This is a genomic window from Streptomyces glomeratus (genome assembly GCF_021462825.1).
In the GTDB taxonomy this organism is placed as follows: domain Bacteria; phylum Actinomycetota; class Actinomycetes; order Streptomycetales; family Streptomycetaceae; genus Streptomyces; species Streptomyces glomeratus.
On the sequence record NZ_JAKEEB010000002.1, the window covers coordinates 191,777 to 213,501 of the forward strand.

Sequence of the window (21,725 nt, forward strand, 5' to 3'; positions counted from 1 at the left end):
CCGCTGTCGACAGACTGTCGCGTTCCCGGCGCTACCGCAGACAGGACGCCGGTGTCACGGCCGGGTGCCCGGCTCCTACGCTCGGGCGCATGACGCCTCAGACCGACCCCCAGGCCGGCGCCGCCGTCAAGGCCGCGGACCGTGCGCATGTCTTCCACTCCTGGTCAGCGCAGGAGCTCATCGACCCGCTCGCCGTCGCCGGTGCCGAGGGGTCGTACTTCTGGGACTTCGACGGCAACCGCTACCTCGACTTCACGAGCGGACTCGTCTTCACCAACATCGGCTACCAGCACCCCAAGGTCGTCGCCGCGATCCAGGAGCAGGCCGCCGCGATGACCACGTTCGCGCCCGCCTTCGCCGTGGAGGCGCGCTCGGAGGCCGCCCGGCTGATAGCCGAGCGCACCCCCGGAGACCTCGACAAGATCTTCTTCACCAACGGCGGCGCCGACGCGGTGGAGCACGCCGTGCGCATGGCGCGCATCCACACCGGCCGCCCCAAGGTGCTGTCCGCCTACCGCTCGTACCACGGCGGCACCCAGCAGGCCGTGAACATCACCGGTGATCCGCGCCGGTGGGCCTCCGACAGCGGTGCCGCGGGCGTGGTGCACTTCTGGGCGCCGTTCCTGTACCGCTCCCGTTTCTACGCGGAGACGGAACAGCAGGAGTGCGAGCGGGCCCTGGAGCACCTGGAGACGACCATCGCCTTCGAGGGGCCGGGGACGATCGCCGCAATCGTCCTGGAGACCATCCCCGGCACCGCCGGCATCATGGTCCCGCCGCCCGGCTATCTCGCGGGCGTCCGCGAGCTGTGCGACAAGTACGGGATCGTCTTCGTCCTCGACGAGGTGATGGCCGGGTTCGGGCGCACCGGCGAGTGGTTCGCGGCGGACCTGTTCGACGTCGTACCGGACCTGATGACCTTCGCCAAGGGCGTGAACTCCGGTTACGTGCCACTCGGCGGCGTCGCCATCTCCGGGCGGATCGCGGAGACCTTCGGGAAGCGGGCCTACCCGGGCGGACTGACGTACTCGGGGCATCCGCTGGCGTGCGCGGCGGCCGTCGCGACGATCCAGGTGATGGCCGAGGAGGGCGTCGTCGAGAACGCGGCGGAGCTGGGCGCGTCCGTCGTGGAGCCGGGTCTGCGCCGGCTGGCCGAGCGTCACCCCAGCGTCGGCGAGGTGCGCGGGGTCGGCATGTTCTGGGCCCTGGATCTGGTCAGGAACCGGGAGACCCGGGAGCCGCTGGTGCCCTACAACGCGGCCGGGGAGGCGGCGGCGCCGATGGCCGCGTTCGCGGCCGCCGCGAAGGCGAACGGCGTGTGGCCGTTCGTGAACATGAACCGCACGCATGTCGTGCCGCCGTGCAATGTGACGGAGGCCGAGCTGAAGGAAGGACTCGCGGCCCTCGACGCGGCGCTCTCCGTGGCGGACGAGTACACCGAGTAGGGCGAGATCCCCGGGATCCCGAACGCGTAAGGTGGCGTGCTCGTAGACGTACATGTGGACGTCCACGAGCACGCCACCCGCACGTGACGAGGGAGAGGCCCCGCCCATGCCCGGCAGCACCGGCAACGGCGCCGTGACCCGCAGCACCCTGCGGCAGCAGGTCGCCGACGCGCTCCGCGACGAGGTGCTGGCCTGCCGGTTGCAACCCGGGCAGGAGTTCACGGTGAAGGAGATCGCCGAACAGTACGGCGTCTCCGCCACCCCGGTCCGCGAGGCCCTGGTGGACCTGTCGGCCCAGGGCCTGCTGGACGCCGTGCAGCACCGCGGTTTCGAGGTGCACGCCTACTCCCTCGAGGACTACCGCGGCATGATCGAGGCCCGGGGCCTCGTCACCGACGGGATCTTCCGCCTCCTCATCGCCAACGGCGGCGAGGCCGTGCTCCAGGGCGCCCCGCTCGCCGCCGCCCTGGCCGCGGTGCGCCGCCGCGGGGAGGAGGCCCAGCGCGCCGCCGCCGCGGGGGAGCTGAACGTCCTCATCGGCTACGACCTGCGCTTCTGGCGCGAGCTGAGCGCCCTGTACAGCAACCCCTACCTCGCCGACTTCCTGCACCGGCTGCGGGTGCAGTCCTGGGTGTGCGCGGTCCAGCATCTGCGCAGGGTCACCGAGCTCAAGGGCCGTCTGTGGTGCGGGTACACCGACGTCGTCGACGCGCTCGCCCGCCGCGACCCCGCCGCGGCGCAGGTCATGGTCGCCGCGTACAACGCGCACTCCCTGGCCCTTCTCGAGCGGGTGGCCGCGGAATGAGCGAGACCGGGACCGCGCACGTCGAAGAGGACATGCCGGCCGTCACCGTCGACCTGTCCGTCGTCGTCCCCGCCTACAACGAGGAGGAGCGGCTCGGCCCCACCCTCGACGCGATCGCCGGGTATCTGCGCGACAACGAGAGCCGCGTCGGCACATGGGAGGTCGTCGTCGTCGACGACGGGTCCACCGACGGCACCCGGGACGTCGCCACCGCCGCCTCGGCCCGCGACCGGCGTGTTCAGCTCGTCACCAGCCCCCGCAACCGCGGCAAGGGCCACGCCCTGCGCCTCGGCGTCCTCGCCTCCTCGGGCCGCCGGGTCCTGGTCACCGACGCCGACCTGGCCGCCCCGATCGAACAGCTGGAGGCGCTCGACAAGGCGCTGGCCGAGGGGTACTCGGCGGCGCTCGGCTCCCGCTCGGCGCCGGGCGCCACGATCGAGCGGCACCAGGGCCCCGTGCGAGAGCTGCTCGGGCGGGCCGGGAGCGTCCTGATACGCCGGGTCGCCGTGCCCGGCGTACGCGACACCCAGTGCGGCTTCAAACTCTTCGACGGCGACCGGGCCCGTGAGGCGTTCGCCGCGTCCCGGCTCACCGGCTGGGGCATCGACGTGGAGATACTCCAGCACTTCCGCCGCTCGGGCTGGCCCGTCACCGAGGTGCCGGTGCGCTGGGCGCACCAGCCCGGCTCGAAGGTCCGCCCGCTGGACTACGCCCGCGTCCTCGCCGAGCTGACCGCCCTCAAGCTCCGCTCGGCCCGCCGCGCCGATCTGCTCGCGGCCGCCGCGTTCCTGCTGATGGCGGTGGGCCTGTACGCGGGGCGCTGGGCGGACCCGAACCACCGCTATCTGCCGGACTCGATGCAGGACCAGAACCAGTGGGAGTGGTTCTTCGCGGTGACGGCCGACAACGTGGCCCATCTCCGCACTCCCCTGTTCACCACCCTCCAGGGGTTCCCCGACGGCGTGAACCTCATGGCCAACACGGTCATGCTCGGCCTGTCCGTCCCCTTCACACCGGTCACCCTCGCCTTCGGGCCCGCGATCTCCCTCGCCCTGGTGATGACGCTCGGTCTGGCCGCCACCGCCACGGCCTGGTACGCGCTGATCGTCCGGCGCGTGGTACGGCACCGGGGCGCGGCCTTCACCGGCGCGGCGCTCGCCGCCTTCGCGCCGCCGATGGTCAGCCACGCCAACGCGCACCCGAACTTCGTGGTGCTGTTCATGATCCCGCTGATCATCGAGCGGGCGCTGCGGCTGTGCACGGGCGCGCGGGTGGTGCGGGACGGCGTGGTCCTCGGGCTGATGGCGGCGTACCAGATCTTCCTGGGCGAGGAGCCGCTGCTGCTGGCGTCCCTCGGCATGGTGCTGTTCGCGGGCGCCTACGCGGCGGTGCGCCCGGAGGTGGCGAAGGCGGCCGTGCGCCCGCTGCCGAAGGGGCTGGCGATCGCCGCCGCGGTGTGCCTGCCGCTCGTCGCGCTGCCGCTGTACTGGCAGTTCTTCGGCCCGCAGAGCTATACGAAGGTGCTGCACGCCGAGAACATGGGGAACAGCCCCCGGTCCCTGCTGTCCTTCGCCGAGCGCTCACTGGTCGTGGGCGACGCGACGTCGGCGGGCGCGCTCTCCCCGAACCCGACCGAGCAGAACGCCTTCTACGGCTGGCCGCTGGCGCTGCTGGCCTTCGCGATCGTCGTACGGCTGTGGGAGCAGGCGCTGGTCAAGGCGCTGGCCTTCACGGCGGCGACCGGGGCTCTCCTCTCCCTGGGTCCGCGATTCCGGATCCCCCTGACGAACATGACGGTCCCCGGTCCCTGGGCGCTGCTCGCACACCAGCCCCTGTTCGAGTCGGTGATCGAGGGCCGGGTGGCGATGGTGTGCGCGCCCGCGCTCGGCATGCTGCTGGCGGTGGCTGTGGAGCGACTGGCGCGGGAACCGCGCATCGGCCGCCAGTTCGTGGGCCTGACGGCGGTCGCGACGGCGCTCGTCCCGATCCTTCCCGCCCCGCTGAAGGCGGTGGAGCGGCCGACGGTGCCGGCCTTCATCGCGGACGGCATGTGGAAGACGTACGTCGGCAAGGACGAGACGCTGGTGCCGATCCCGCTGCCCGACTCGGGCAACGCGGAGGCGCTGCACTGGCAGACGGCTGCGGGCCTGGAGTTCAGGCTGCCCGGCGGTTACTTCAACGGCCCCTACGGCAGCGAGCGCGTCGGCATCTACGGCGCCTCACCCCGCTACACCTCCAGCATGCTGCGGGACATCAGCTTCACCGGGGTGGCGCCCTTGATCGGCAAGAACTGGCGGGCGCAGGCGCGGGCCGACTTCGCGTACTGGAAGGCGGGGGCGCTGGTGCTGTCCCCGCAGCAGTACCAGGACCGGTTGCGTGAGACCGTGGACAAGCTGGTGGGGCGTCCCGGTAAGTGGGTCGGCGGGGTGTGGGTATGGGACCTGCACGACGAGAGTCACCCGGCTTCCGCGCGCACTACGCTGCCTGCACCACACCGATGACCGAGGAGCTTACTGTTGGCCTGTGACCTGTGGCTGGTCCCGCTCGTCGACGTGCTGTGCCACACGCCCGACAACCCGTTCGCCGATGAACTCGCCCTCTACGACAAGGCGCTGGGCGAGGCGGGACTGCCGCCGGTGCCGGTGTACCAGTACATGCCGGGGCTGACCGGTGAGGTCGCTCCGGTGGCGGGTTTCGACTACGACGCGCTGCATTTCCTGCGCCGCGCCTATCTGCTCCAGGTGTGCGGGCTCGCCGTGACCCCGGTCGACGAACTGGGCGGCGACTACGAGCAGCTCCTGGAGATGTTCGAGTCGACCGCCCAGCAGTCGCATCTGGTGTGGCACTACGACCACGCGGGTGCCTATGTCCCGGTGGACTTCCCGCACCCCCTGTCCAACGACGAACTCCTCGCCGGGGGCGGTCCTCTGGGATCCTCGCAGGCACTGCTGCGGGAACTGGAGTTCGTGGCGCCGTCGATCGGCATCGACCCGGCGAACCCGCCGGTCGCCCCGGAAGCGCCGCTCGCGCCCACGGCGTTGGAGGAGCCGGCGCTGCCCGCCCCGTACGACCCGAGCCCCTTCGCCCGTGAACGGCACGTCTGGCTGGGGCTGCACGCGGCGGCGACGCGGAGCCTCGCCCAGGGCTCGATGATCGTCTTCAGCTGAGGCCGGAGGCAGGACCTCCTGGGGCTCCCCCGGACCTCCTGGGGGCCCCGGTCTCTCGTCAGCCGTGCCCGCGTCTGCCCCGTACCGGGGCAGACGCGGACGGCCCGGGTGCGTAACCCGGGCCGTCGCAGGGGAACTCCCGCAGGAGACGCCCTGTCGCGGCGACGTCGTGTCAGCCGCGGTGGCTCGCCCGGGCGAGGGCGGGCACGAAGCGCAGGGCGTCCACGGTGCCCACGCCGGTGGCCATGTCGTAGCCGCGGACGGCCTTGTAGCCGGTGACGCCTTCGTAGCTGTTGTCGGTACCGTCCTTGACGTCGACGATGCCGGTGCCCTTGCGCTTGGACAGGGCGTACAGCGCCGCGTTGATGTTGCCCACCCGGTGACCCGCCACCTGGTCGGCGAGGGCGATGATGCCCGAGAAGAGCGGGGAGGCCTCACTGGTACCGCCGGTGACGTCCCAGCCGGTGGCGGTCGGGTCGAAGCTGGAGTAGATCCAGGCGCCACCGTTGACCGCGGCGGCCATCGACACGTCCGGGGTGCCTCGGCGGGTGCCGACGACGCTCTTCACGCCCTTCTGGAAGGCCGGGCGGGTGAAGACGTGGGACTGGCCGCCGCCGCCCGCGCCGTAGTCGTTGTAGACGCTGTCCGGCTTGACGCGCCCGCCCTTGTCGTTCAGGTGGAGCTGGGTGCCGCCGATGGAGGTGACCAGCGGGTCCGAGGAGGGCCAGGAGTTGACGCGCTTCTTGTAGTACGTCTTGCCGTCCGCCTTGAGGTCCGTGGCGCCGCCGTCACCGGAGGAGGCGAGGACGGTCACATGCTTGCGCTTCGCGTCCTCGAAGGCGTACCGCAGCTTCTTGATGCTGGAGAAGTCGCCCTTGTCGAAGCCCGGGAAGGTGTTCTCCGTGGCGCCGAAGCTCTGGGTGATGACGTCGCCGACCCCGTGGTCGATCAGGTACTTCTCGGCGCTCATCATCTCCGGCAGACCGGTGGTGCCCTCGGTCTCCGAGACCGCCGTCTCCACCAGCACGATCTTCGCGCCGGGTGCCACGGCGTGGGCCATCTCGACGTCGAGGGTGCTCTCGCCGGCCCAGCCGGTCATGTCGCGGTTCTTGGGGTCGAAGGCGGGGACATGACCCCACTTGACCACCTTGACCTTGGTGCTGGGCAGGCCGAACTGCTTGCTGTAGACGTCGAGGTCGTGCTGGATGGTCGGGGAGCCGAACGAGTCGACGATGACGATGGTGCGGCCCTTGCCCGTGATGCCCTTCCGGTACAGCGGGTTGAGGTTGTACGCGGTGCGGTACTGGAGCGGGTTGTAACAGGCGATGTGCCACTTGGCCTGGCACTGCTCGATGGGGAGCGGACTGGCCACGCCGTGGACCAGGGTGTGCCCGGCGATGGCCGGAACCGCCTTGGTGTGCGGTACGGCGGCGGGCGCGGCGGTGGTGACGCCGGCCAGTGGGGCGCTCCCCAGCGCGGCGACGGCGAGCGCGGCGGTGACGGCCGTGGAAGCCGCGACGCCCCGCGCCGAACGGGCTATGTGCATGTATCCCCCTGATTGATCTCGAGTCAGGAAATGGTCTCCGCGCATCCCATCGAGTGAGTCATGCACAGATCAAGAGCATTGGTCCGTCGATGTCGATCTCTTTACCCAAACAACACCTCACGGCAAGAACGCCGCCAGACCGGGGCCGACCGGCTCAGAAGACCGGCGTACCGGCCTGCGTCAGCCTCCAGTTGGTGACCGCGAAGTCGGCCGGGTCGAGGGTGCCCTTCGCCGTCACGTAGTCGATCATCAGCTGGCGGATCTCGTTGGTGGAGCTGTAGGCGCTGCCGGCCGAGGCGATGTGCGGATAGCCGCTGCCGCCGTTGGCGCGGTAGTTGTTGACGGCGACGACGAAGACCTGGTCATCGGTGACCGCGGCGCCCTTGTAGGTGAGGTTCTTGATCCGCGATCCCTCGGGCTGCGCGATGTCGATCTCGTAGTCGACGCCGGCGGCGGTGTCGTACATGTAGTCCCAGAAGCCGTTGGCGTTGGTGAGGGTCGCCGTGTCGACCTTGGTGCCGGCCGGGACCTGGTGGTAGTACTTCGCCGCGTACTCCAGGTAGTCCTTGAGCTGGGCGCCCGTGAGCTTCTTTCCGTACAGCGTGTTGTCGTAGATGTAGAGCCCGGCGATGTCCTTGATCGTCACACTGCCCGCGGGGATGTCGGCGGTCCGGCTGAAGGGCGCGGCGACCGAGATGAGCGGCAGGGCGGCGTCGGCGGTGGACAGACCGGTGGCCACGGTCGCCATCTGGACCTGGTGGATGAAGTCCATGATCGGGACGTCCTTCCAGCAGGACTCGGCCGCCGAGAGGTCCTGGGTGCAGGTGCCGACGGGCGTGTTGACGTAGTTCACGACGAGGTCGTGGTCGGCCTTGAGGAGCCGGGTGATCTCCGGGTCCTCCTCGACGTCCTTGGGGTCGAGGGTCTGGGCCTTCTTGCCGGTGACCCTCCACTGCCCGTGGTGCAGTTCGACCTCGAAGTCGAAGACGGACAGCCGCATGCCCCAGCAGTACGGCTCGGAGAGGAGGACGTCCTCACCGGTCTGCTCGTTCTTGACGGTGTAGGAGGGCACCTCGACATGGGTGTGGCCGACGAGGATGGCGTCGATGCCGGGGACCTGCTGGGCGACGAGGTTGGAGGCGTTCTCGACGTAGGGCAGTTCGTCGCCGTAGGAGGAGGAGCCGTCGAGGCCGGAGTGGTCGGTCAGGAAGACGACGTCGCAGCCGAGGGCACGCAGTCGCGGCACGTACTTCCTCGCCTGCTCGACGAGCCCGGGAAAGACCATCTTCCCGCTGACGTTGTCCTTGTCCCACAGGGCGATACCGGGGTTGGTGAGCCCGAGGATGCCGACCTTGATGTCGGGAGCCCCCGGCACCCGGATCCGCTTCACCGTGTACGGCCGGAAGGCCGGCCGCAGAGTCTTCGCGTCCAGCGCGTTGGCGCCGAGCAGCGGGAAGTGACACTGGCTCTCGAACTTCCGCAGCACGTCGATGCCGTAGTTGAACTCGTGGTTGCCGAGTGCGGCGGCGTCGTAGCGCATGTGGTTCATGGCGACGGCCATGGGGTGCCTGGGGCCGCGTCGTCCGCCGCTGCCGGTGATGGGGTCGACGCGCGCGTAGTAGTACGCCAGTGACGTGCCCTGGATGATGTCGCCGGCGTCGACGAGCAGGACGCGGCCCTCGCCCTTCGCCTCCCGCTGCTGTCTGATGAGGGTGGCGACGCGCGCGACGCCGACGGAGTTGCCGGCCTTGTCCCTGTAGGCGGCGTCCTTGTAGTAGTCCCAGTCGAAGACGTGGCTGTGCAGGTCGGTGGTGCCCAGGATGGAGAACGACCAGGTGCGGGGCGTGTGTTCGGGCTTGCGGTCGGCCGCCTGCGCCGTACCGGTGCCGACGGCACCCGCCGCGGCCACGGCCGCACCGGTGACGGCCGACTTCTGCATGAACTCGCGGCGGTTCATGGGGGTCACGGGCATTCGGGGCTCCTGGAACTCGACGGCGATCAGGGACGGCACTACCCGCGTAGATAGTTCCGGCCCCTCCTTCCGGGCGGAACCAGGAGCAGCCCATGGGCCGGTCAAGGATGTCCATGACCGGCCCAACCGGACGGCATCAAAAGGGACTTACAGGAACGAGTTGATCTCGATCGTCTCGTCGCGGCCCGGGCCGACGCCGATGGCCGAGATCGGGGCGCCCGACATCTCCTCCAGGGCCTTGACGTAACCCTGGGCGTTCTTGGGGAGGTCGGCGAAGGTCTTGGCCTTCGTGATGTCCTCCTGCCAGCCCGGGAGGTACTCGTAGACCGGCTTGGCGTGGTGGAAGTCCGTCTGGGAGTAGGGGAGTTCCTCCACGCGCTCGCCGTCGATCTCGTACGCGACGCACACCGGGATCCGCTCCCAGCCGGTCAGCACGTCGAGCTTGGTGAGGAAGAAGTCCGTCAGACCGTTGACCCGGGTCGCGTAGCGGGCGATCACCGCGTCGAACCAGCCGCAGCGGCGGTCACGGCCGGTGGTGACACCGCGCTCGCCGCCGATGCGGCGCAGCGCCTCGCCGTCCTCGTCGAACAGCTCGGTCGGGAAGGGGCCGGAGCCGACGCGGGTCGTGTAGGCCTTCAGGATGCCGATGACGCGGCCGATCTTGGTCGGGCCGACGCCGGCGCCCGTGCAGGCGCCGCCCGCGGTCGGGTTCGACGAGGTCACGAAGGGATACGTGCCGTGGTCGATGTCCAGCAGGGTGCCCTGGCCGCCCTCGAACAGGACCACCTTGTCGTCGTCGAGCGCCTGGTTGAGGATCAGGACCGTGTCGGCGACATACGGCTTGATCTTGTCGGCGTAGCCCAGCAGCTCCTCGACCACCTGGTCCACGGCGATCGCGCGCCGGTTATACAGCTTGGTGAGGATCTGGTTCTTGACGTCGAGGGCCGCCTCGACCTTCTGGGTGAGGATCGACTGGTCGTACAGGTCCTGGACACGGATGCCGACGCGGTTGATCTTGTCGGCGTAGGTCGGGCCGATGCCCCGGCCGGTCGTGCCGATCTTGCGCTTGCCGAGGAAGCGCTCCGTCACCTTGTCCACGGTGACGTTGTACGGCGTGATGATGTGCGCGTTACCGCTGAGCAGGAGCTTGGACGTGTCGACGCCACGCTCGTTCAGACCGCTCAGCTCGGAGAGCAGGACCGACGGGTCGACGACGACGCCGTTGCCGATGACGGGCGTACATCCGGGCGACAGAATGCCGGAAGGGAGAAGGTGCAGCGCGTACTTCTGGTCGCCTACGACCACCGTGTGGCCGGCGTTGTTGCCGCCCTGGTAGCGCACTACATAATCCACCGAGCCACCGAGCAGGTCGGTGGCCTTTCCCTTGCCTTCGTCACCCCACTGAGCACCGAGCAGCACAAGTGCGGGCACGCGCGTACACCCCTTCCGGGCGGGGCATGTCCAAGGTCAGGGGCGTACGCGTAGGGTTCACCGCCGCGTGCACCGCGACCGCCATTGGCCGCAACCGTCGGACCGGATGCCCCGGAATAGACGAAGCCCCTGGCGCAATAGCGCAAGGGGCTCTTGCACAAAGATGCTACCCGAGGAAGCGAGGCAGGACCGAGGTGGCGACTTCCGACCAGCTCCTCGTGGTCATCGACCCGGTCGCCCGTCACAGCGACGGTGAGTCGGTACGGATCGCGAAAGACGTGCTCAGCGCGGGTGCGGCGACCAAGGTGTGCCTCCCGGACGGCCCGGAGGAATTCGCCCGGGCACTGGTCCGCCGAGGGTCTCGGCGGCCGGTGGTCGTGGGCGACGACCGGGCGCTGCTGCGCGCGGTGACCCTGCTGCACCGGCGGCGGGAACTGAGCGCCACGGCACTGTCCCTGGTGCCGGTCGGGGCCGTGCAGTCGCTGGCGCGGACGCTGGGGGTGCCGACGGGGGCGGTGGCGGCGGCCCGGGCCGTCCTGGACGGGGTGGAGCGGCGGCTGGACCTGCTGGTGGACGACAGCGACGGGGTGGTGCTCGGGGATCTGCGGATACCGTCCGTGCCGTCCGTTCCGTCCCAGCGCGACGGGGCGCCCGTCGGCGAGGAGGTCCCCTCCGCGCGACCGTGGCTGCGCATGCGCCAGTCGCTGGTACGGACGCTGGCGGCACGCCCGCCCCGGCTCGCCTCCCTGCCCGTACCCGGGCCCTCCCGGCTGCGGGTGGAGGTCGACGGGGTGACGCTGGTGGATCTGGACCGGCCGGTGGAGGGCGTGTCGGTGACGCCGGACTCCTCCGGGGCGGCGGTCGTGGAGGTGCGGCCCATGTCGGTGGGCGCGGAGGCTGCGCCCCTCGGGGCGCGGGGGCGGACGGTGACGGTGTCCGGCGCGGACTTCCGCTACCGGGCGGACGCGGTGGTGGCGGGGCCGGTGCGGAGTCGGACGTGGACGGTCCGGGAGGGGGCCTGGGGGCTCACGGTGCCGGCTTCGCCGTAGCTCGGCTCTCGGGGGCATGAAAGCCGGCCGGGTCGAGGATGCACCCGAACGGAGCCGGGATGGTGGGCTTCTCTTCGAACGGCTTCGTGCAGTGCGATTCGTAGCCCTTGGCCGAGGGCGTCCAGAAGACGGTCGCCTGTTCCTCCTGCATGTCGAGGAGCAGGTAAACGGGGATACCGGCCCTCCCGTAGACCACGACCTTGTCCGTCAGGTCGTCATCCCGGGTGGAAGAGGATGTCAGTTCGGCGGCCAGGGAGAGCGCGGTGGCGACGGCCATGGGGTGCCTGGGGCCGCGTCCGCCGCTGCCAAAGGTATCGTTGACAAACATTTAACGCCCCGACACCCTGGACCGACTCATTCGGGCAACAGAGTTCCACGCCGGCAGCAGTGCGCGACGCGCTCACGGCACCAGGGAAGGGGCCACCCGATGGCAGTACAAGAGGGCACCGCCCCGGACGCGAGGACAGACGGCGACGGACCGTTTCACCGGCTGAAACCCAACGCCGTGGGGCTGCTCGGCGTGGTCTTCATGGCCGTCGCCACGGCCGCGCCGATCACCGCCATGACGGGCAACGTGCCCTTCATGGTCTCGTCGGGCAACGGCATCGGCGCTCCCGCGAGCTATCTCGTGGCAATGGTCGTCCTGGCAATCTTTTCCGTGGGCTTCACCTCGATGGCGAAGCACATCACCTCGACCGGCGCCTTCTACGGCTTCATCTCCTACGGCCTCGGCCGCACCGTCGGCCTCGCGGCGGGACTGCTCGCGACCTTCGCGTACATCGTGTTCGAACCTGCCCTGATCGGCATCTTCTCCACCTTCGCCACCACGACGCTCAAGGACCAGACGGGAGTTGACGTTCCGTGGTGGGCCTTCGCGGTGCTGATGCTCGCGATCAACGCCACGGGCACGTGGTTCGGCGTCGACGTCGCCGAGAAGCTGCTCGTCGCCCTGCTGGCCACCGAGGTCACCGTGCTCGCGGCGATGGCGGTGTCGGTCGCCCTGCACGGCGGGGGCCCGCACGGCTTCAGCCTCGACCCGGTCAACCCCGTCAACGCCTTCAAGGGCACCAGCGCGGGACTCGGCCTCTTCTTCGCCTTCTGGTCCTGGGTCGGCTTCGAGTCGACGGCCATGTACGGCGAGGAGTCCCGCGACCCGAAGAGAATCATCCCCAAGGCGACCCTGATATCGGTCCTCGGCGTCGGCGTCTTCTACGTCCTCGTCTCCTGGATGGCGATCACGGGCAACGGCGAGGCGGAGGCCGTGAAAGCGGCCTCGTCGGCGAACCCGCTCGCCCTCTTCTTCGACCCCACCGAGCACTACGTCGGCCACTGGGCGGTCGTCGTCATGCAGTGGCTGATGATCACGGGTTCCCTGGCGTGCGGAATGGCCTTCCACAACTGCGCCGCGCGCTATATGTACGCACTGGGGCGTGAGGGCGTGCTGCCGTCGCTGCGGCGGACCGTCGGACGCACGCACCCCGAGCACGGCTCGCCGCACATCGCGGGACTGGCGCAGACGGTGGTCAGCGCGGTGCTGCTCGGGGCGTTCTGGCTCGCGGGCAAGGACCCGTACACCGGCACCTACGTCCTGCTCGCCATCCTCGGCACGATGGCGATCCTCGTCGTGCAGGCCGTGTGCTCCTTCGCGGTGCTCGTCTACTTCCGCTCCCACCACCCCGAGACCCGGCACTGGTTCAGGACCTTCGCCGCGCCGCTCATCGGCGGCGTCGCGATGCTCGCGGTGGTGGTGCTGCTGGTGTCCAACATGGGGGTCGCGGCCGGTCCCGAGTCCGGCTCCCTCGTCCTGAAGGCGACCCCGTGGCTGGTGGCGCTGATCGCCGCGGCGGGCGTCGGGTTCGCGCGGTACCTGAAGCGGGTCTCGCCCGAGCGGTACGCGCTGCTGGGCCGGACGGTCCTGGAGGAGACCAGGGAGCGCTGAACGACAGGCGGCCGAGGAGCCGTACGGTGACAGGCGGTTGCGGTGCCGTCGGCGAGGTGCCGTTCGTCAGCCCCGGCCGAACGTCCTGTCCCGGTGCACGCGCCAGCGCTCCATCATCGCCTCCATCTCCCCCTCGACGAACTCGAAGAAGGCGAGGGTCTCCGCGAGCCGCATGCCCGCCGGGGTGTCGGCGCCCAGGCTCGTGACGCCCTCCCGCAGGGCCTCCTCCCAGCGCTTGACGATCGCCTCGCGGTTGGTGAGCGCCTCGTACCACTGGTTGCTGTGCACCCGGTACCGCTCCCGGCGCGAGCCCGGCTCCCGCTCCCGCGACACCAGGTGCACCTGCGCCAGGTAGCGCCCCGCCCCGGACACCGCGGCGGGGCTGATCCGCAGCTGTTCACCCAGTTCTGCCGAGGTGAGGGTGCCGGTGTCGGAGGCGAGCAGCGCACCGAAGACCCGGGTCGGCATACGCGGCACACCCGCCTCGACGAGCTGGGCCGCGAAGTGCTCCACGAACCGGGAGACCGCCTCGGGATCCCGTTCGACCGGCTTGTTCGTCCTCACGGGCGATGAATTCGGCGATGCGCTCGAACAAGTCCACCGGCATCTGAGACGACGCGTGCTCTGCCACAACCGTCATGGTGCCTCCCTTCGCAGGCAGGCACCAGCTCGTCGCGCCGCCGGTGGCCATCGACCCCGATTCCCGCGCGATCAGCCGAACGGATGATCAGCCGATCTCCACGCTCAGCCCCTCCAGGCCGCGGATCACGAAGTTCGGCTTGCGCCGCGGCTCCGCGGCGAGCCGCAGCGTGGGCGCCTTCTGCAGCAGGGCCGTCATGGACGCCGCCAGCTCGAGACGGGCGAGGGGCGCGCCGATGCAGTAGTGGATGCCGGCGCTGAAGGAGATGTGCGGGTTCTCCCGGCGGGTCAGATCGAGCTTCTCGGGAGCGGCGAAGACCACAGGGTCGTGGTTGGCCGAACCGAACAGCATCGCGATCTCCGCGCCCCGCGGGACGGTCGTGCCGTCGATCTCGATATCGTCCAGCACCCAGCGCTCGAAGAGCTGGAGCGGGGTGTCGTAGCGCATCAGCTCCTCGACCGCCGACGGGACGAGGGAGTGGTCGGCGCGCAGGGCCGCCAGCTGGTCCGGGTGGCGGAACAGCGCCCACCAGCCGTTCACCGTCGCGTTCACCGTCGCCTCGTGCCCCGCGTTCAGCAGCAGCACACAGGTCGAGATCATCTCCTGTTCGGTGAGCCGGTCCCCCTCGTCGTGCGCCGCGATCAGACCCGAGATCAGGTCCTCCCCCGGCTCCTTGCGGCGCCGCGCGATCAGCTCACGCAGATACGCGGAGAACTCGACCGACGCCCGCACCGCCTTGCGCGCCGTCTCCGGCGACGGGTTCAGCTCGTACATTCCGCAGATGTCCGCCGACCAGGGCCGCAGCTGCGCGCGGTCCCCCTCCGGGATGCCCAGCATCTCGGCGATCACCGCGACCGGCAGCGGCTCGGCGACATCCCTCAGCAGGTCGCCGCCGCCCGCCTCCACCAGCCGGGACACCAGCTCACCGGCCAGCTCGCGCACATACGGCACCAGCTGCTCCACCGTCCGCGGGGTGAACGCCTTCGACACCAGCCGCCGGATGCGGGTGTGGTCCGGCGGCTCCAGGTCGAGCATGCCGTGGTCGTTGAGCGTGTGGAACGGCTCGTGCTCGGGCGGCGGCGCCGTCCGGCCGAAGTCCTCATGGGTGAACCTGTGCTGGTACGTCCGGCCCAGGCGCCGATCGCGCAGCAGCGCCGACACGTCCGCGTGGTGCGGCACCAGCCATTGGTCGGTGGGCTCGTAGTGGAGCACACGGCCGAGCGCGCGCAGCTCGGCGTAGGCGGGATACGGGTCGGCGACGAACGCCGGGTCCCACGGGTCGAACGCGAGGTCGGATGGAGCGGCCATGCCCGGACGCTAGCCCGGTCCGCCCCCGCCTGACCAGAGGTGTCCCACCGCCGCGGCCCCCGGCGGGGTCACCCCGGGGTCACCAGTCTCGCCTCGTAGGCGAACACCGCCGCCTGGGTGCGGTCCCGCAGGCCCAGCTTCACGAGGATGCGGCTCACATGGGTCTTGACCGTCGACTCCGCGACCACCAGGCGCTCGGCGATCTCCGCGTTCGACAGGCCCTGCGCGATCAGCACCAGCACCTCCGTCTCCCGGTCGGTCAGGTCCCCGTACGCCGCCTGCGCGGTGGGGGCCAGGCGCGGTTTCTCGGACAGCTTCGAGAACTCCGCGATCAGCCGCTTGGTCACCGAGGGCGCCAGCAGAGCCTCACCGGAGGCCACCACCCGCACACCGTCGGCGAGTTGGCGCGCCGAGGCGTCCTTCAGCAGAAAGCCGGAGGCTCCCGCCCGCAGTGCCTGGTACACGTACTCGTCCAGGTCGAACGTCGTCAGCACCAGCACCTTCGCCGAGCCGTCCGCGGCGACGATCTGCCGGGTCGCCTCGATGCCGTTCAGCTCCGGCATGCGGATGTCCATCAGCACGACGTCCGGGGACAGTTCACGGACCCGCTCGACCGCCTCCCGGCCGTTGACCGCCTCCCCGACGACCTCGATGTCCGGCATCGCCCCGAGCAATACCGAGAAACCCTCCCGGACCATCATCTGGTCGTCGGCGATCAGTACGCGGATGGTGCCTCCGCTCACGCGGCGCCCTCCGCCGTGGTCACCGGCAGGAACACCGTCACCTCATACCCTCCCTCGGCCGTCTCCCCCGCCGTCATCTCGCCGTTCAGCATCGTGACCCGCTCGCGCATGCCCGTGATGCCGTGCCCGGCGCCGTGCGCCGACTTCTTCGGCGGGAAGTGCGCCGCCGGGCCGTTCACCACGCGCAGGCCCAGCCCGCCGAGCACATAGCCGAGCTCCACGCGGGCCGCGGCGCCGGGCGCGTGCCGCAGGGAGTTGCTGAGGGCCTCCTGGACGATGCGGTACGCCGACAGCTCGACGCCCTGCGGGAGCTCCCGCACCGCGCCCGTGATCACCTTCTCCACGGTCAGGCCGGCCTCCCGCACGTTCGCCAGCAGGGCGTCCAGATCGGCCAGGGTGGGTTGCGGGGCGTCCGGGGCCTCGTAGTCCTCCGCCCGTACGACGCCCAGCACACGGCGCAGCTCGGTGAGGGCCGCCACCGCGTTCTCCCGGATGGTGGCGAAGGCCTTCTCCAGCTCCGGCGGCGGGTTCTCGACCCGGTAGGGCGCGGCCTCCGCCTGGATGGCGACCACCGACATATGGTGGGCGACCACGTCGTGCAGCTCGCGGGCGATCGTCGTGCGCTCCTCCAGCAGGGTGCGGCGGGAGCGCTCGTGCGCGGTCTCGGTCTGCTGTGCGGTCACCTCCTGCGCGGCGTCCCTGCGGATGTGCCAGACGGTGACGGCCAGCAGGGCGAAGGCGGAGACGACCAGCATGGCCGGGGTGTCGCCGCCGTAGTCGTTCCAGCCGAACGCGCTCTGGGCGACGAAGGCGTAGGCCGCGGTGAGCAGCCACATCCATGCCGCCGTGCGCGGCCGGGTGCGTATCGCCACCACCGTCAGCACGGTCAGATGGGAGACGAAGCTGCCGGGCGCCCAGGGCCAGGCGCTCCAGTAGGAGCCCACGACGGCCGAGGCGGTGGTCGCCGCCAGGGACACCCAGAACGCCCCGACCGGGCGGACCAGCGTCAGCAGCACGGGGACCAGGGCGAGCAGACCGCACAGCGGCCCGGTCACGCCCCCTTCGCCGCCTGCCAGGGCAGCCAGCATCGCCACCGCTCCGGCACCCGCCACCACGGTGTGCCGGCTCCAGGCCGCGTATCCCCGCATACGGCCGGACAGCCGCCCGCGCAGCGGCCCGTCGACCCTCTTCGGGGGCAGCGGGCGGTAGGCGAACGCGTCGTGGAACAGGTCCTGGCGCAGCCCGCGCAGGGCCTCCACGGCCGCCCGGTACTCGGGGCTGCGCGGCGTGTAGGGGCGGAACGCGTCGTCCGGCGTCGTCTGCGTCTGGGTCGTCTCGGTCACGTGAAGAAGGTAGGCCCGGAAGCGGGGCGCGGTCGTCACCAGTGAGAGGGGTCATCGGGGATCCGTCTCAAGTACTACGGGCCCGATCCGCGGATCGGGCCCCGCTCCCGTCCGAGCGGCCGCATCAGTAGCCCGACGGCCGGACCAGCCCCGACTCGTAGGCGAACACCGCCGCCTGGGTCCGGTCCCGCAGCCCCAGCTTCACCAGGATGCGGCCCACATGGGTCTTCACGGTCTGCCCCGCCACGACGAGGCGTTCGGCGATCTCCGCGTTCGACAGGCCCTGGGCGATGAGGGCGAGGACCTCCGTCTCCCGCTCGGTGAGATCGCCGACCCGGTCCTTCAGCGGCGCCCGGGGCGCGCCGTCGAGGCGGGAGAACTCCGCGATCAGACGCCGGGTGATCCCCGGCGCGAGCAGCGCGTCGCCTGCGGCCACCACGCGTACCGCCTCGGCGAGTTGGTCGGCGGAGGCGTCCTTCAGCAGGAAGCCGGAGGCCCCCGCCCGCAGTGCGTCGTACACATACTCGTCGAGGTCGAAGGTGGTGAGCACCAGCACCTTGGGATGAGGGGTGTCCCCGGTGATGCTGCGGGTCGCCTCGATGCCGCCCAGCTCCGGCATGCGGATGTCCATCAGGACGACGTCCGGGTCGAGTTCGGCGGCCTTCACGATGGCGTCCCTGCCGTGGACGGCCTGCCCGACGACCTCGATGTCGGGCTGAGCGTTGAGCAGCACGGTGAAGCCCTGCCGCACCACCGTCTGGTCGTCGGCGATCAGTACGCGGATGGCGCTGCTCGTCATCGGTCCTCTTCTCCTGTCGGGCCGGGGGATTCGCCGTCCGGCCGGGGATCCTTGGGGCTGGGCAGAAAGCACGCCACGGCGAACCCGCCGCTCGAGGTCTCCGACGTGACGAGGGTGCCGCCGAGCATCACGGCTCGTTCCCGCATGCCGAGCAGTCCGTGGCCCGCCCCGGGAGACGGCGGGGCCGGCCGGGTGGGCCGGGAGTTGATGACGCGGACCTGCAGGCCCTGCGGGAAGTAGGCCAGTTCGACGCGGACGGTGGCGCCGGGGGCGTGCCGCAGGGCGTTGCTGAGGGCCTCCTGGACGATCCGGTACGCGGACAGCTCCACGCCGGGCGGCAGCGGACGCACGTCCCCGGTGATCTCCGTCAGCACGTCGAGTCCCGCGGCCCGGGTGTTCTCCACCAGGGAGGCGAGCCGGTCGAGGGTGGGTTGCGGGGAGTCGGGGGCCGTGCCGGTGCCGCTGCCTATGCCGTACGGGTCGGCGGGGTTCTCCGAACGCAGGACGCCGAGGACGCGGCGCAGCTCGGTCAGGGCCTCCAGGGCGTTCTCGCGGATGCCGTCCAGGTTTTCCTTCAGCTCGTCGGAGGGGTCCGCGACGAGATGCGGGGCGACCTGGGCCTGGATGGAGATGACCGACATGTGGTGGGCGACCACGTCGTGCAGTTCGCGGGCGATGCGGCTGCGCTCCTCCAGCAGGGTGCGGCGGGCCCGCTCCTCCGCGGTGAGCGTCGTCTGCTGCGCCAGCTCCGCGCGGGCCTCACGGCGGCCGCGCAGGGCGGTGCCCAGCACCACCACGACGGTGGAAAGGACCATCGTGACCACGCCGGTGGACTGGTAGTTCGCCGCGCCCCACAGGCCCTGCAGGACGTAGGTGACCAGCAGGGTCAGCACCAGCGCCTCCGCGGTGACGCGGGTGCGGACCCTCAGCGCGAGCAGCAGCAGTACGAACAGATGGGCGACGATCCCGGCCGAGGTCCACGGCCAGGTGAAGTCGTCCGCCTGTCCCGCGACCAACGGGCCGTGCAGCGCGACCGCCCCGAGCACGGTCGCCGCCGTCGACAGCCACCACGCCGGGATCGGCCGCCACAGGGCCAGCACCACCGCTCCGCTCTGGCCGAGCCCGAAGAGGAAGGCGTATCCGAAGGCCAGATGGCCGTTGTCCTGGAGCTGGGGCACAGCACCGACCAGGACGCCGAACGCGGCCAGCCACACGATTCCGTGCGGCAGCCAGCGCAGCCAGACGGATGGGGGCAGCGGATCCGCCCGCGCGGTCCACAGGTCGTCACGCAGCACCCGCAGCCCCCGCTGGACGCGGTTCCCCCTTCGCATCACGCGTCCACCCTAGGACCCGGGGTACGAGCCGCCTCGGGGCGGTGGGAGCGGACCAGCCGGGGAGGGCGCCGGTCGCGGCCCTGCTCGAGGACGCGGAAGGCCGCCGCGCAGACGGTCAGGGCGAGAGCGAAGACCGGGAGCCAGGCCAGGCGGGCGGCCGCCCAGCCCAGGTCGTCGGGGAGGGTGTGCAGCCCCGGCAGCCGGCCCGCGAAGAGGCCCGTCGCGGTGGTCGCCATCAGGGCCGTCTGGTGCCACAGGAAGATCGTCAGCGCGGCGAGGTTCACGAGGGCGACCGCCGCCCAGACCGACGGGCGGCGCAGCGCGCGGCGCAGCGGTGCCCGCAGCAGCAGCGCCAGTCCGCACTGGGCCAGGCCGAAGGTGACCGCGGCCAGGGTCGGCGGGTCGAGGTTGGAGACCGGGGCGCCCGGGACGCCGACCATCGACGCCGGGTATCCCGCCCACGCCACCAGACCCGCCGTCGCGGCGGCACCGCCCGCCAGCAGCACCCGGCCCGCGCGGCGGCCGTCCAGCTCACCCCGCGTCCAGGCCGCGCCCAGCGTGTACGGCACGAGCCAGCCCGCCGGCAGGTTCAGCCAGCCGAGCCAGGCGGGGCCGCCGAGTCCGAAGCGTATGAGGTCCACATGGAGGACGACGGCCAGCGGCCACAGCGGGTTGAGGCGGCTCAGCAACGGGGTCGCCGCGGTCAGGGCCGCGAAGACCAGCAGAAACCACAGCGGTGACAGCGCCAGCTTCACCAGGGTGTGGACGGTGCCGGTGTCGGCGCCGGCCGCGAGCAGGGAGCAGGCCGCGACCGTCCACAGCGTCACCAGGGCCGCGACGGGCCTGAACAGCCGGTCCAGCCGGGCGCGCAGCCACTGCCCGTACGGGGCGCCCCGCGCGCGTGCCGACGCCAGGCCCTTCGTCGCCACATGACCGCCCACCAGGAAGAACACCGCGAGCGTCTGGAAGACCCAGGAGACCGGGGCGAGCCAGGGCATGAAGCGCAGCGGGCTCGCGGTGCGCAGGGCACCGCCGTCAGCGACCAGGGCCGTCACGAGCCAGTGGCCCAGGACGACACCGAGGATCGCGAAGGCCCGCAGCGCGTCGACCGCACGGTCCCGCTCCGCCTGCGTGGCGGCGGCGACCCGGTGTGCGGCGGTGCGCAGACGGCTCGGGGTCGGCGCCTTCCACGCCGTCCGGTCACGCATGGGTCACCTCCGGCATCCGGCCGAGCACGATCCGGGCCAGGTTGGCCAGGGAGACCGAGCCCGGCGCGAAGTAGCCGCTGTGGCCGCCGCCGCCCGCGGCGAAGACACGTGCGCCGTAGGCCGGGGAGACCGGGTCGGTACCGAAGCCGACGTCCGTGCCGAACACGTCCACGCGCACATGGGGAACGTCCGCGATCCAGTCGTCACCGCCCCGGGCCGCCCAGACGCGGGCACGGGTGTGCAGGTCGGCGGCGCAGTCCACGCCCGTGCCGGGACTGCCGACGAGGGCGATGTCCTGGACGTCCGCGGCGGCGGCCGCCCGGGCGCAGACCACGGTGCCGTAGGAGTGGCAGAGGAGGGAGACGCCCGGCAACGGGCCCACCGCCGCCCGGAGTTCGGCCACGAACCGCTCCAGCCCGCGCGCGCCCTGCTCGGCACGGCTCGCGGTGAGCGCGGCCGTGCCGAGCATCCGCGGCGTGTCGTAGCCGAGCCAGGCGACGACCGCGGCGCGCGGACCCGTGCGGCGGTGCAGGGCGAGCGCGCCCGCGCGGAAGCGGGCGTAGGTGTCCAGTGTCGTGTCGGAACCGGGGACCAGGACCGCGATGTGCCGCGCCGTGGCCAGGTCGCCGAAGACCTCGGTCACGCGGCCCGGACCCCGGCCGTCGAAGGCCAGCAGGTGATGGGACGGGGAGGCCAGGGCGCGGTCCGCCGTGGCGCGTCCGCGGTCGCCGTGCGCCGCGGCCATGCGGAAGGCCTCGGCGGCGTCGGCGCGGTTCGCCTCGTACGTCCCGGCGAGCGTGACCGCCGACAGCGGGGGGAGCTTCGCCGGCGGCGGGGCCGGGATCCGGGGGCGCGCGGCGGCCGACAGGGGCACCACAAGGGCCCCCGTGATCAGCACGGCGAACACGGCGCGCCGGAGACGACCCCCGTACCGGCTCCTGCCACTGCCCCGGACACCCATGACGTCCCTCCCCTTCCGCCGGCCCGCTCATCAGG

Annotated in this window: 17 protein-coding genes and 1 pseudogene; 6 read left to right on the plus strand and 12 right to left on the minus strand. The window is 71.3% G+C overall.

All coding sequences use genetic code 11. The features are described from left to right. Positions 1-89: 89 nt before the first annotated feature. The 4 genes from LZ604_RS02920 (at position 90) to LZ604_RS02935 (ending at position 5,417) form a co-directional block, all read left to right on the plus strand. Positions 90-1,445 (plus strand): aspartate aminotransferase family protein, encoded by a 1,356-nt coding sequence (locus LZ604_RS02920; RefSeq protein ID WP_234512269.1) that lies wholly within the window; start codon positions 90-92, stop codon positions 1,443-1,445. Positions 1,446-1,551: 106 nt separating this feature from the next. Further along, on the plus strand, positions 1,552-2,250 hold the full coding sequence (locus LZ604_RS02925; RefSeq protein WP_234512271.1) for a GntR family transcriptional regulator: 699 nt from the start codon (positions 1,552-1,554) through the stop codon (positions 2,248-2,250). Continuing rightward, the gene (locus tag LZ604_RS02930) at positions 2,247-4,751 is read left to right on the plus strand and encodes a dolichyl-phosphate beta-glucosyltransferase (protein ID WP_234512273.1); all 2,505 of its coding nucleotides are present in this window, start codon (positions 2,247-2,249) and stop codon (positions 4,749-4,751) included. Before LZ604_RS02925 ends, LZ604_RS02930 begins: the two co-directional genes overlap by 4 nt. A gap of 15 nt (positions 4,752-4,766) precedes the next feature. Then, complete coding sequence (locus tag LZ604_RS02935; protein ID WP_234512275.1) at positions 4,767-5,417, plus strand: putative DNA-mimic protein; 651 nt, start codon at positions 4,767-4,769, stop codon at positions 5,415-5,417. A gap of 172 nt (positions 5,418-5,589) precedes the next feature. Here the strand turns inward: LZ604_RS02935 and LZ604_RS02940 are convergent, their stop codons facing one another. The 3 genes from LZ604_RS02940 to LZ604_RS02950 form a co-directional block, all read right to left on the minus strand. After that, complete coding sequence (locus LZ604_RS02940; protein WP_234512278.1) at positions 5,590-6,963, minus strand: S53 family peptidase; 1,374 nt, start codon at positions 6,961-6,963, stop codon at positions 5,590-5,592. Between the two features lie 154 nt (positions 6,964-7,117). Next, positions 7,118-8,935, minus strand: a complete 1,818-nt coding sequence (locus LZ604_RS02945; protein WP_234512280.1) for a bifunctional metallophosphatase/5'-nucleotidase — start codon at positions 8,933-8,935, stop codon at positions 7,118-7,120. Between the two features lie 147 nt (positions 8,936-9,082). Further along, positions 9,083-10,366, minus strand: a complete 1,284-nt coding sequence (locus LZ604_RS02950) for an adenylosuccinate synthase (RefSeq protein WP_234512282.1) — start codon at positions 10,364-10,366, stop codon at positions 9,083-9,085. A gap of 194 nt (positions 10,367-10,560) precedes the next feature. Between LZ604_RS02950 and LZ604_RS02955 the strand changes: the two genes are divergently transcribed. Then, a complete protein-coding gene (locus LZ604_RS02955) occupies positions 10,561-11,415 on the plus strand; it encodes a diacylglycerol kinase family protein (protein WP_234512284.1) in 855 nt (284 codons plus the stop codon). On the opposite strand, the pseudogene LZ604_RS02960 reads toward LZ604_RS02955, so the two are convergent. Next, positions 11,393-11,677: pseudogene (locus tag LZ604_RS02960) on the minus strand (Uma2 family endonuclease); the annotation flags it as partial. The gene LZ604_RS02955 and the pseudogene LZ604_RS02960 overlap by 23 nt on opposite strands. A gap of 165 nt (positions 11,678-11,842) precedes the next feature. On the opposite strand from LZ604_RS02960, the gene LZ604_RS02965 reads away from it, so the two are divergent. Beyond that, entirely contained in the window at positions 11,843-13,354 is a 1,512-nt protein-coding gene (locus tag LZ604_RS02965; RefSeq protein ID WP_234512286.1) for an APC family permease, read from the plus strand. Positions 13,355-13,420: 66 nt separating this feature from the next. Here the strand turns inward: LZ604_RS02965 and LZ604_RS02970 are convergent, their stop codons facing one another. The 8 genes from LZ604_RS02970 to LZ604_RS03005 all read right to left on the minus strand — a co-directional run bounded on the left by LZ604_RS02970 (position 13,421) and on the right by LZ604_RS03005 (position 21,690). Then, positions 13,421-13,918: a GbsR/MarR family transcriptional regulator gene (locus LZ604_RS02970; protein ID WP_234512289.1), complete on the minus strand. Its 498-nt coding sequence runs from the start codon at positions 13,916-13,918 to the stop codon at positions 13,421-13,423. Between the two features lie 163 nt (positions 13,919-14,081). Further along, a complete protein-coding gene (locus LZ604_RS02975; RefSeq protein ID WP_234512292.1) occupies positions 14,082-15,302 on the minus strand; it encodes a cytochrome P450 in 1,221 nt (406 codons plus the stop codon). Positions 15,303-15,370: 68 nt separating this feature from the next. Further along, positions 15,371-16,045 (minus strand): response regulator, encoded by a 675-nt coding sequence (locus LZ604_RS02980; protein ID WP_308283555.1) that lies wholly within the window; start codon positions 16,043-16,045, stop codon positions 15,371-15,373. Next, the gene (locus tag LZ604_RS02985; RefSeq protein WP_234512294.1) at positions 16,042-17,388 is read right to left on the minus strand and encodes a sensor histidine kinase; all 1,347 of its coding nucleotides are present in this window, start codon (positions 17,386-17,388) and stop codon (positions 16,042-16,044) included. The genes LZ604_RS02980 and LZ604_RS02985 overlap by 4 nt, the downstream gene beginning before the upstream one ends. Positions 17,389-17,512: 124 nt before the next feature. After that, positions 17,513-18,187 (minus strand): response regulator, encoded by a 675-nt coding sequence (locus LZ604_RS02990; RefSeq protein WP_234512296.1) that lies wholly within the window; start codon positions 18,185-18,187, stop codon positions 17,513-17,515. Beyond that, on the minus strand, positions 18,184-19,518 hold the full coding sequence (locus LZ604_RS02995; RefSeq protein WP_234512627.1) for a sensor histidine kinase: 1,335 nt from the start codon (positions 19,516-19,518) through the stop codon (positions 18,184-18,186). The genes LZ604_RS02990 and LZ604_RS02995 overlap by 4 nt, the downstream gene beginning before the upstream one ends. Beyond that, the gene (locus tag LZ604_RS03000) at positions 19,518-20,729 is read right to left on the minus strand and encodes an acyltransferase family protein (RefSeq protein ID WP_234512298.1); all 1,212 of its coding nucleotides are present in this window, start codon (positions 20,727-20,729) and stop codon (positions 19,518-19,520) included. Before LZ604_RS03000 ends, LZ604_RS02995 begins: the two co-directional genes overlap by 1 nt. Then, complete coding sequence (locus LZ604_RS03005) at positions 20,722-21,690, minus strand: alpha/beta hydrolase (protein WP_234512300.1); 969 nt, start codon at positions 21,688-21,690, stop codon at positions 20,722-20,724. Before LZ604_RS03005 ends, LZ604_RS03000 begins: the two co-directional genes overlap by 8 nt. Positions 21,691-21,725: the final 35 nt, after the last annotated feature.

What these genes read in the sequence shown, in the direction of transcription:
- LZ604_RS02920 (WP_234512269.1), top strand. Translation starts at nt 90, where the DNA reads ATGACGCCTCAGACCGACCCCCAGGCCGGCGCCGCCGTCAAGGCCGCG.
- LZ604_RS02925 (WP_234512271.1), top strand. Translation starts at nt 1,552, where the DNA reads ATGCCCGGCAGCACCGGCAACGGCGCCGTGACCCGCAGCACCCTGCGG.
- LZ604_RS02930 (WP_234512273.1), top strand. Translation starts at nt 2,247, where the DNA reads ATGAGCGAGACCGGGACCGCGCACGTCGAAGAGGACATGCCGGCCGTC.
- LZ604_RS02940 (WP_234512278.1), bottom strand. Translation starts at nt 6,963, where the DNA reads ATGCACATAGCCCGTTCGGCGCGGGGCGTCGCGGCTTCCACGGCCGTC.
- LZ604_RS02945 (WP_234512280.1), bottom strand. Translation starts at nt 8,935, where the DNA reads ATGCCCGTGACCCCCATGAACCGCCGCGAGTTCATGCAGAAGTCGGCC.
- LZ604_RS02965 (WP_234512286.1), top strand. Translation starts at nt 11,843, where the DNA reads ATGGCAGTACAAGAGGGCACCGCCCCGGACGCGAGGACAGACGGCGAC.
- LZ604_RS02975 (WP_234512292.1), bottom strand. Translation starts at nt 15,302, where the DNA reads ATGGCCGCTCCATCCGACCTCGCGTTCGACCCGTGGGACCCGGCGTTC.
- LZ604_RS02990 (WP_234512296.1), bottom strand. Translation starts at nt 18,187, where the DNA reads ATGACGAGCAGCGCCATCCGCGTACTGATCGCCGACGACCAGACGGTG.
- LZ604_RS02995 (WP_234512627.1), bottom strand. Translation starts at nt 19,518, where the DNA reads ATGCGAAGGGGGAACCGCGTCCAGCGGGGGCTGCGGGTGCTGCGTGAC.
- LZ604_RS03000 (WP_234512298.1), bottom strand. Translation starts at nt 20,729, where the DNA reads ATGCGTGACCGGACGGCGTGGAAGGCGCCGACCCCGAGCCGTCTGCGC.
- LZ604_RS03005 (WP_234512300.1), bottom strand. Translation starts at nt 21,690, where the DNA reads ATGGGTGTCCGGGGCAGTGGCAGGAGCCGGTACGGGGGTCGTCTCCGG.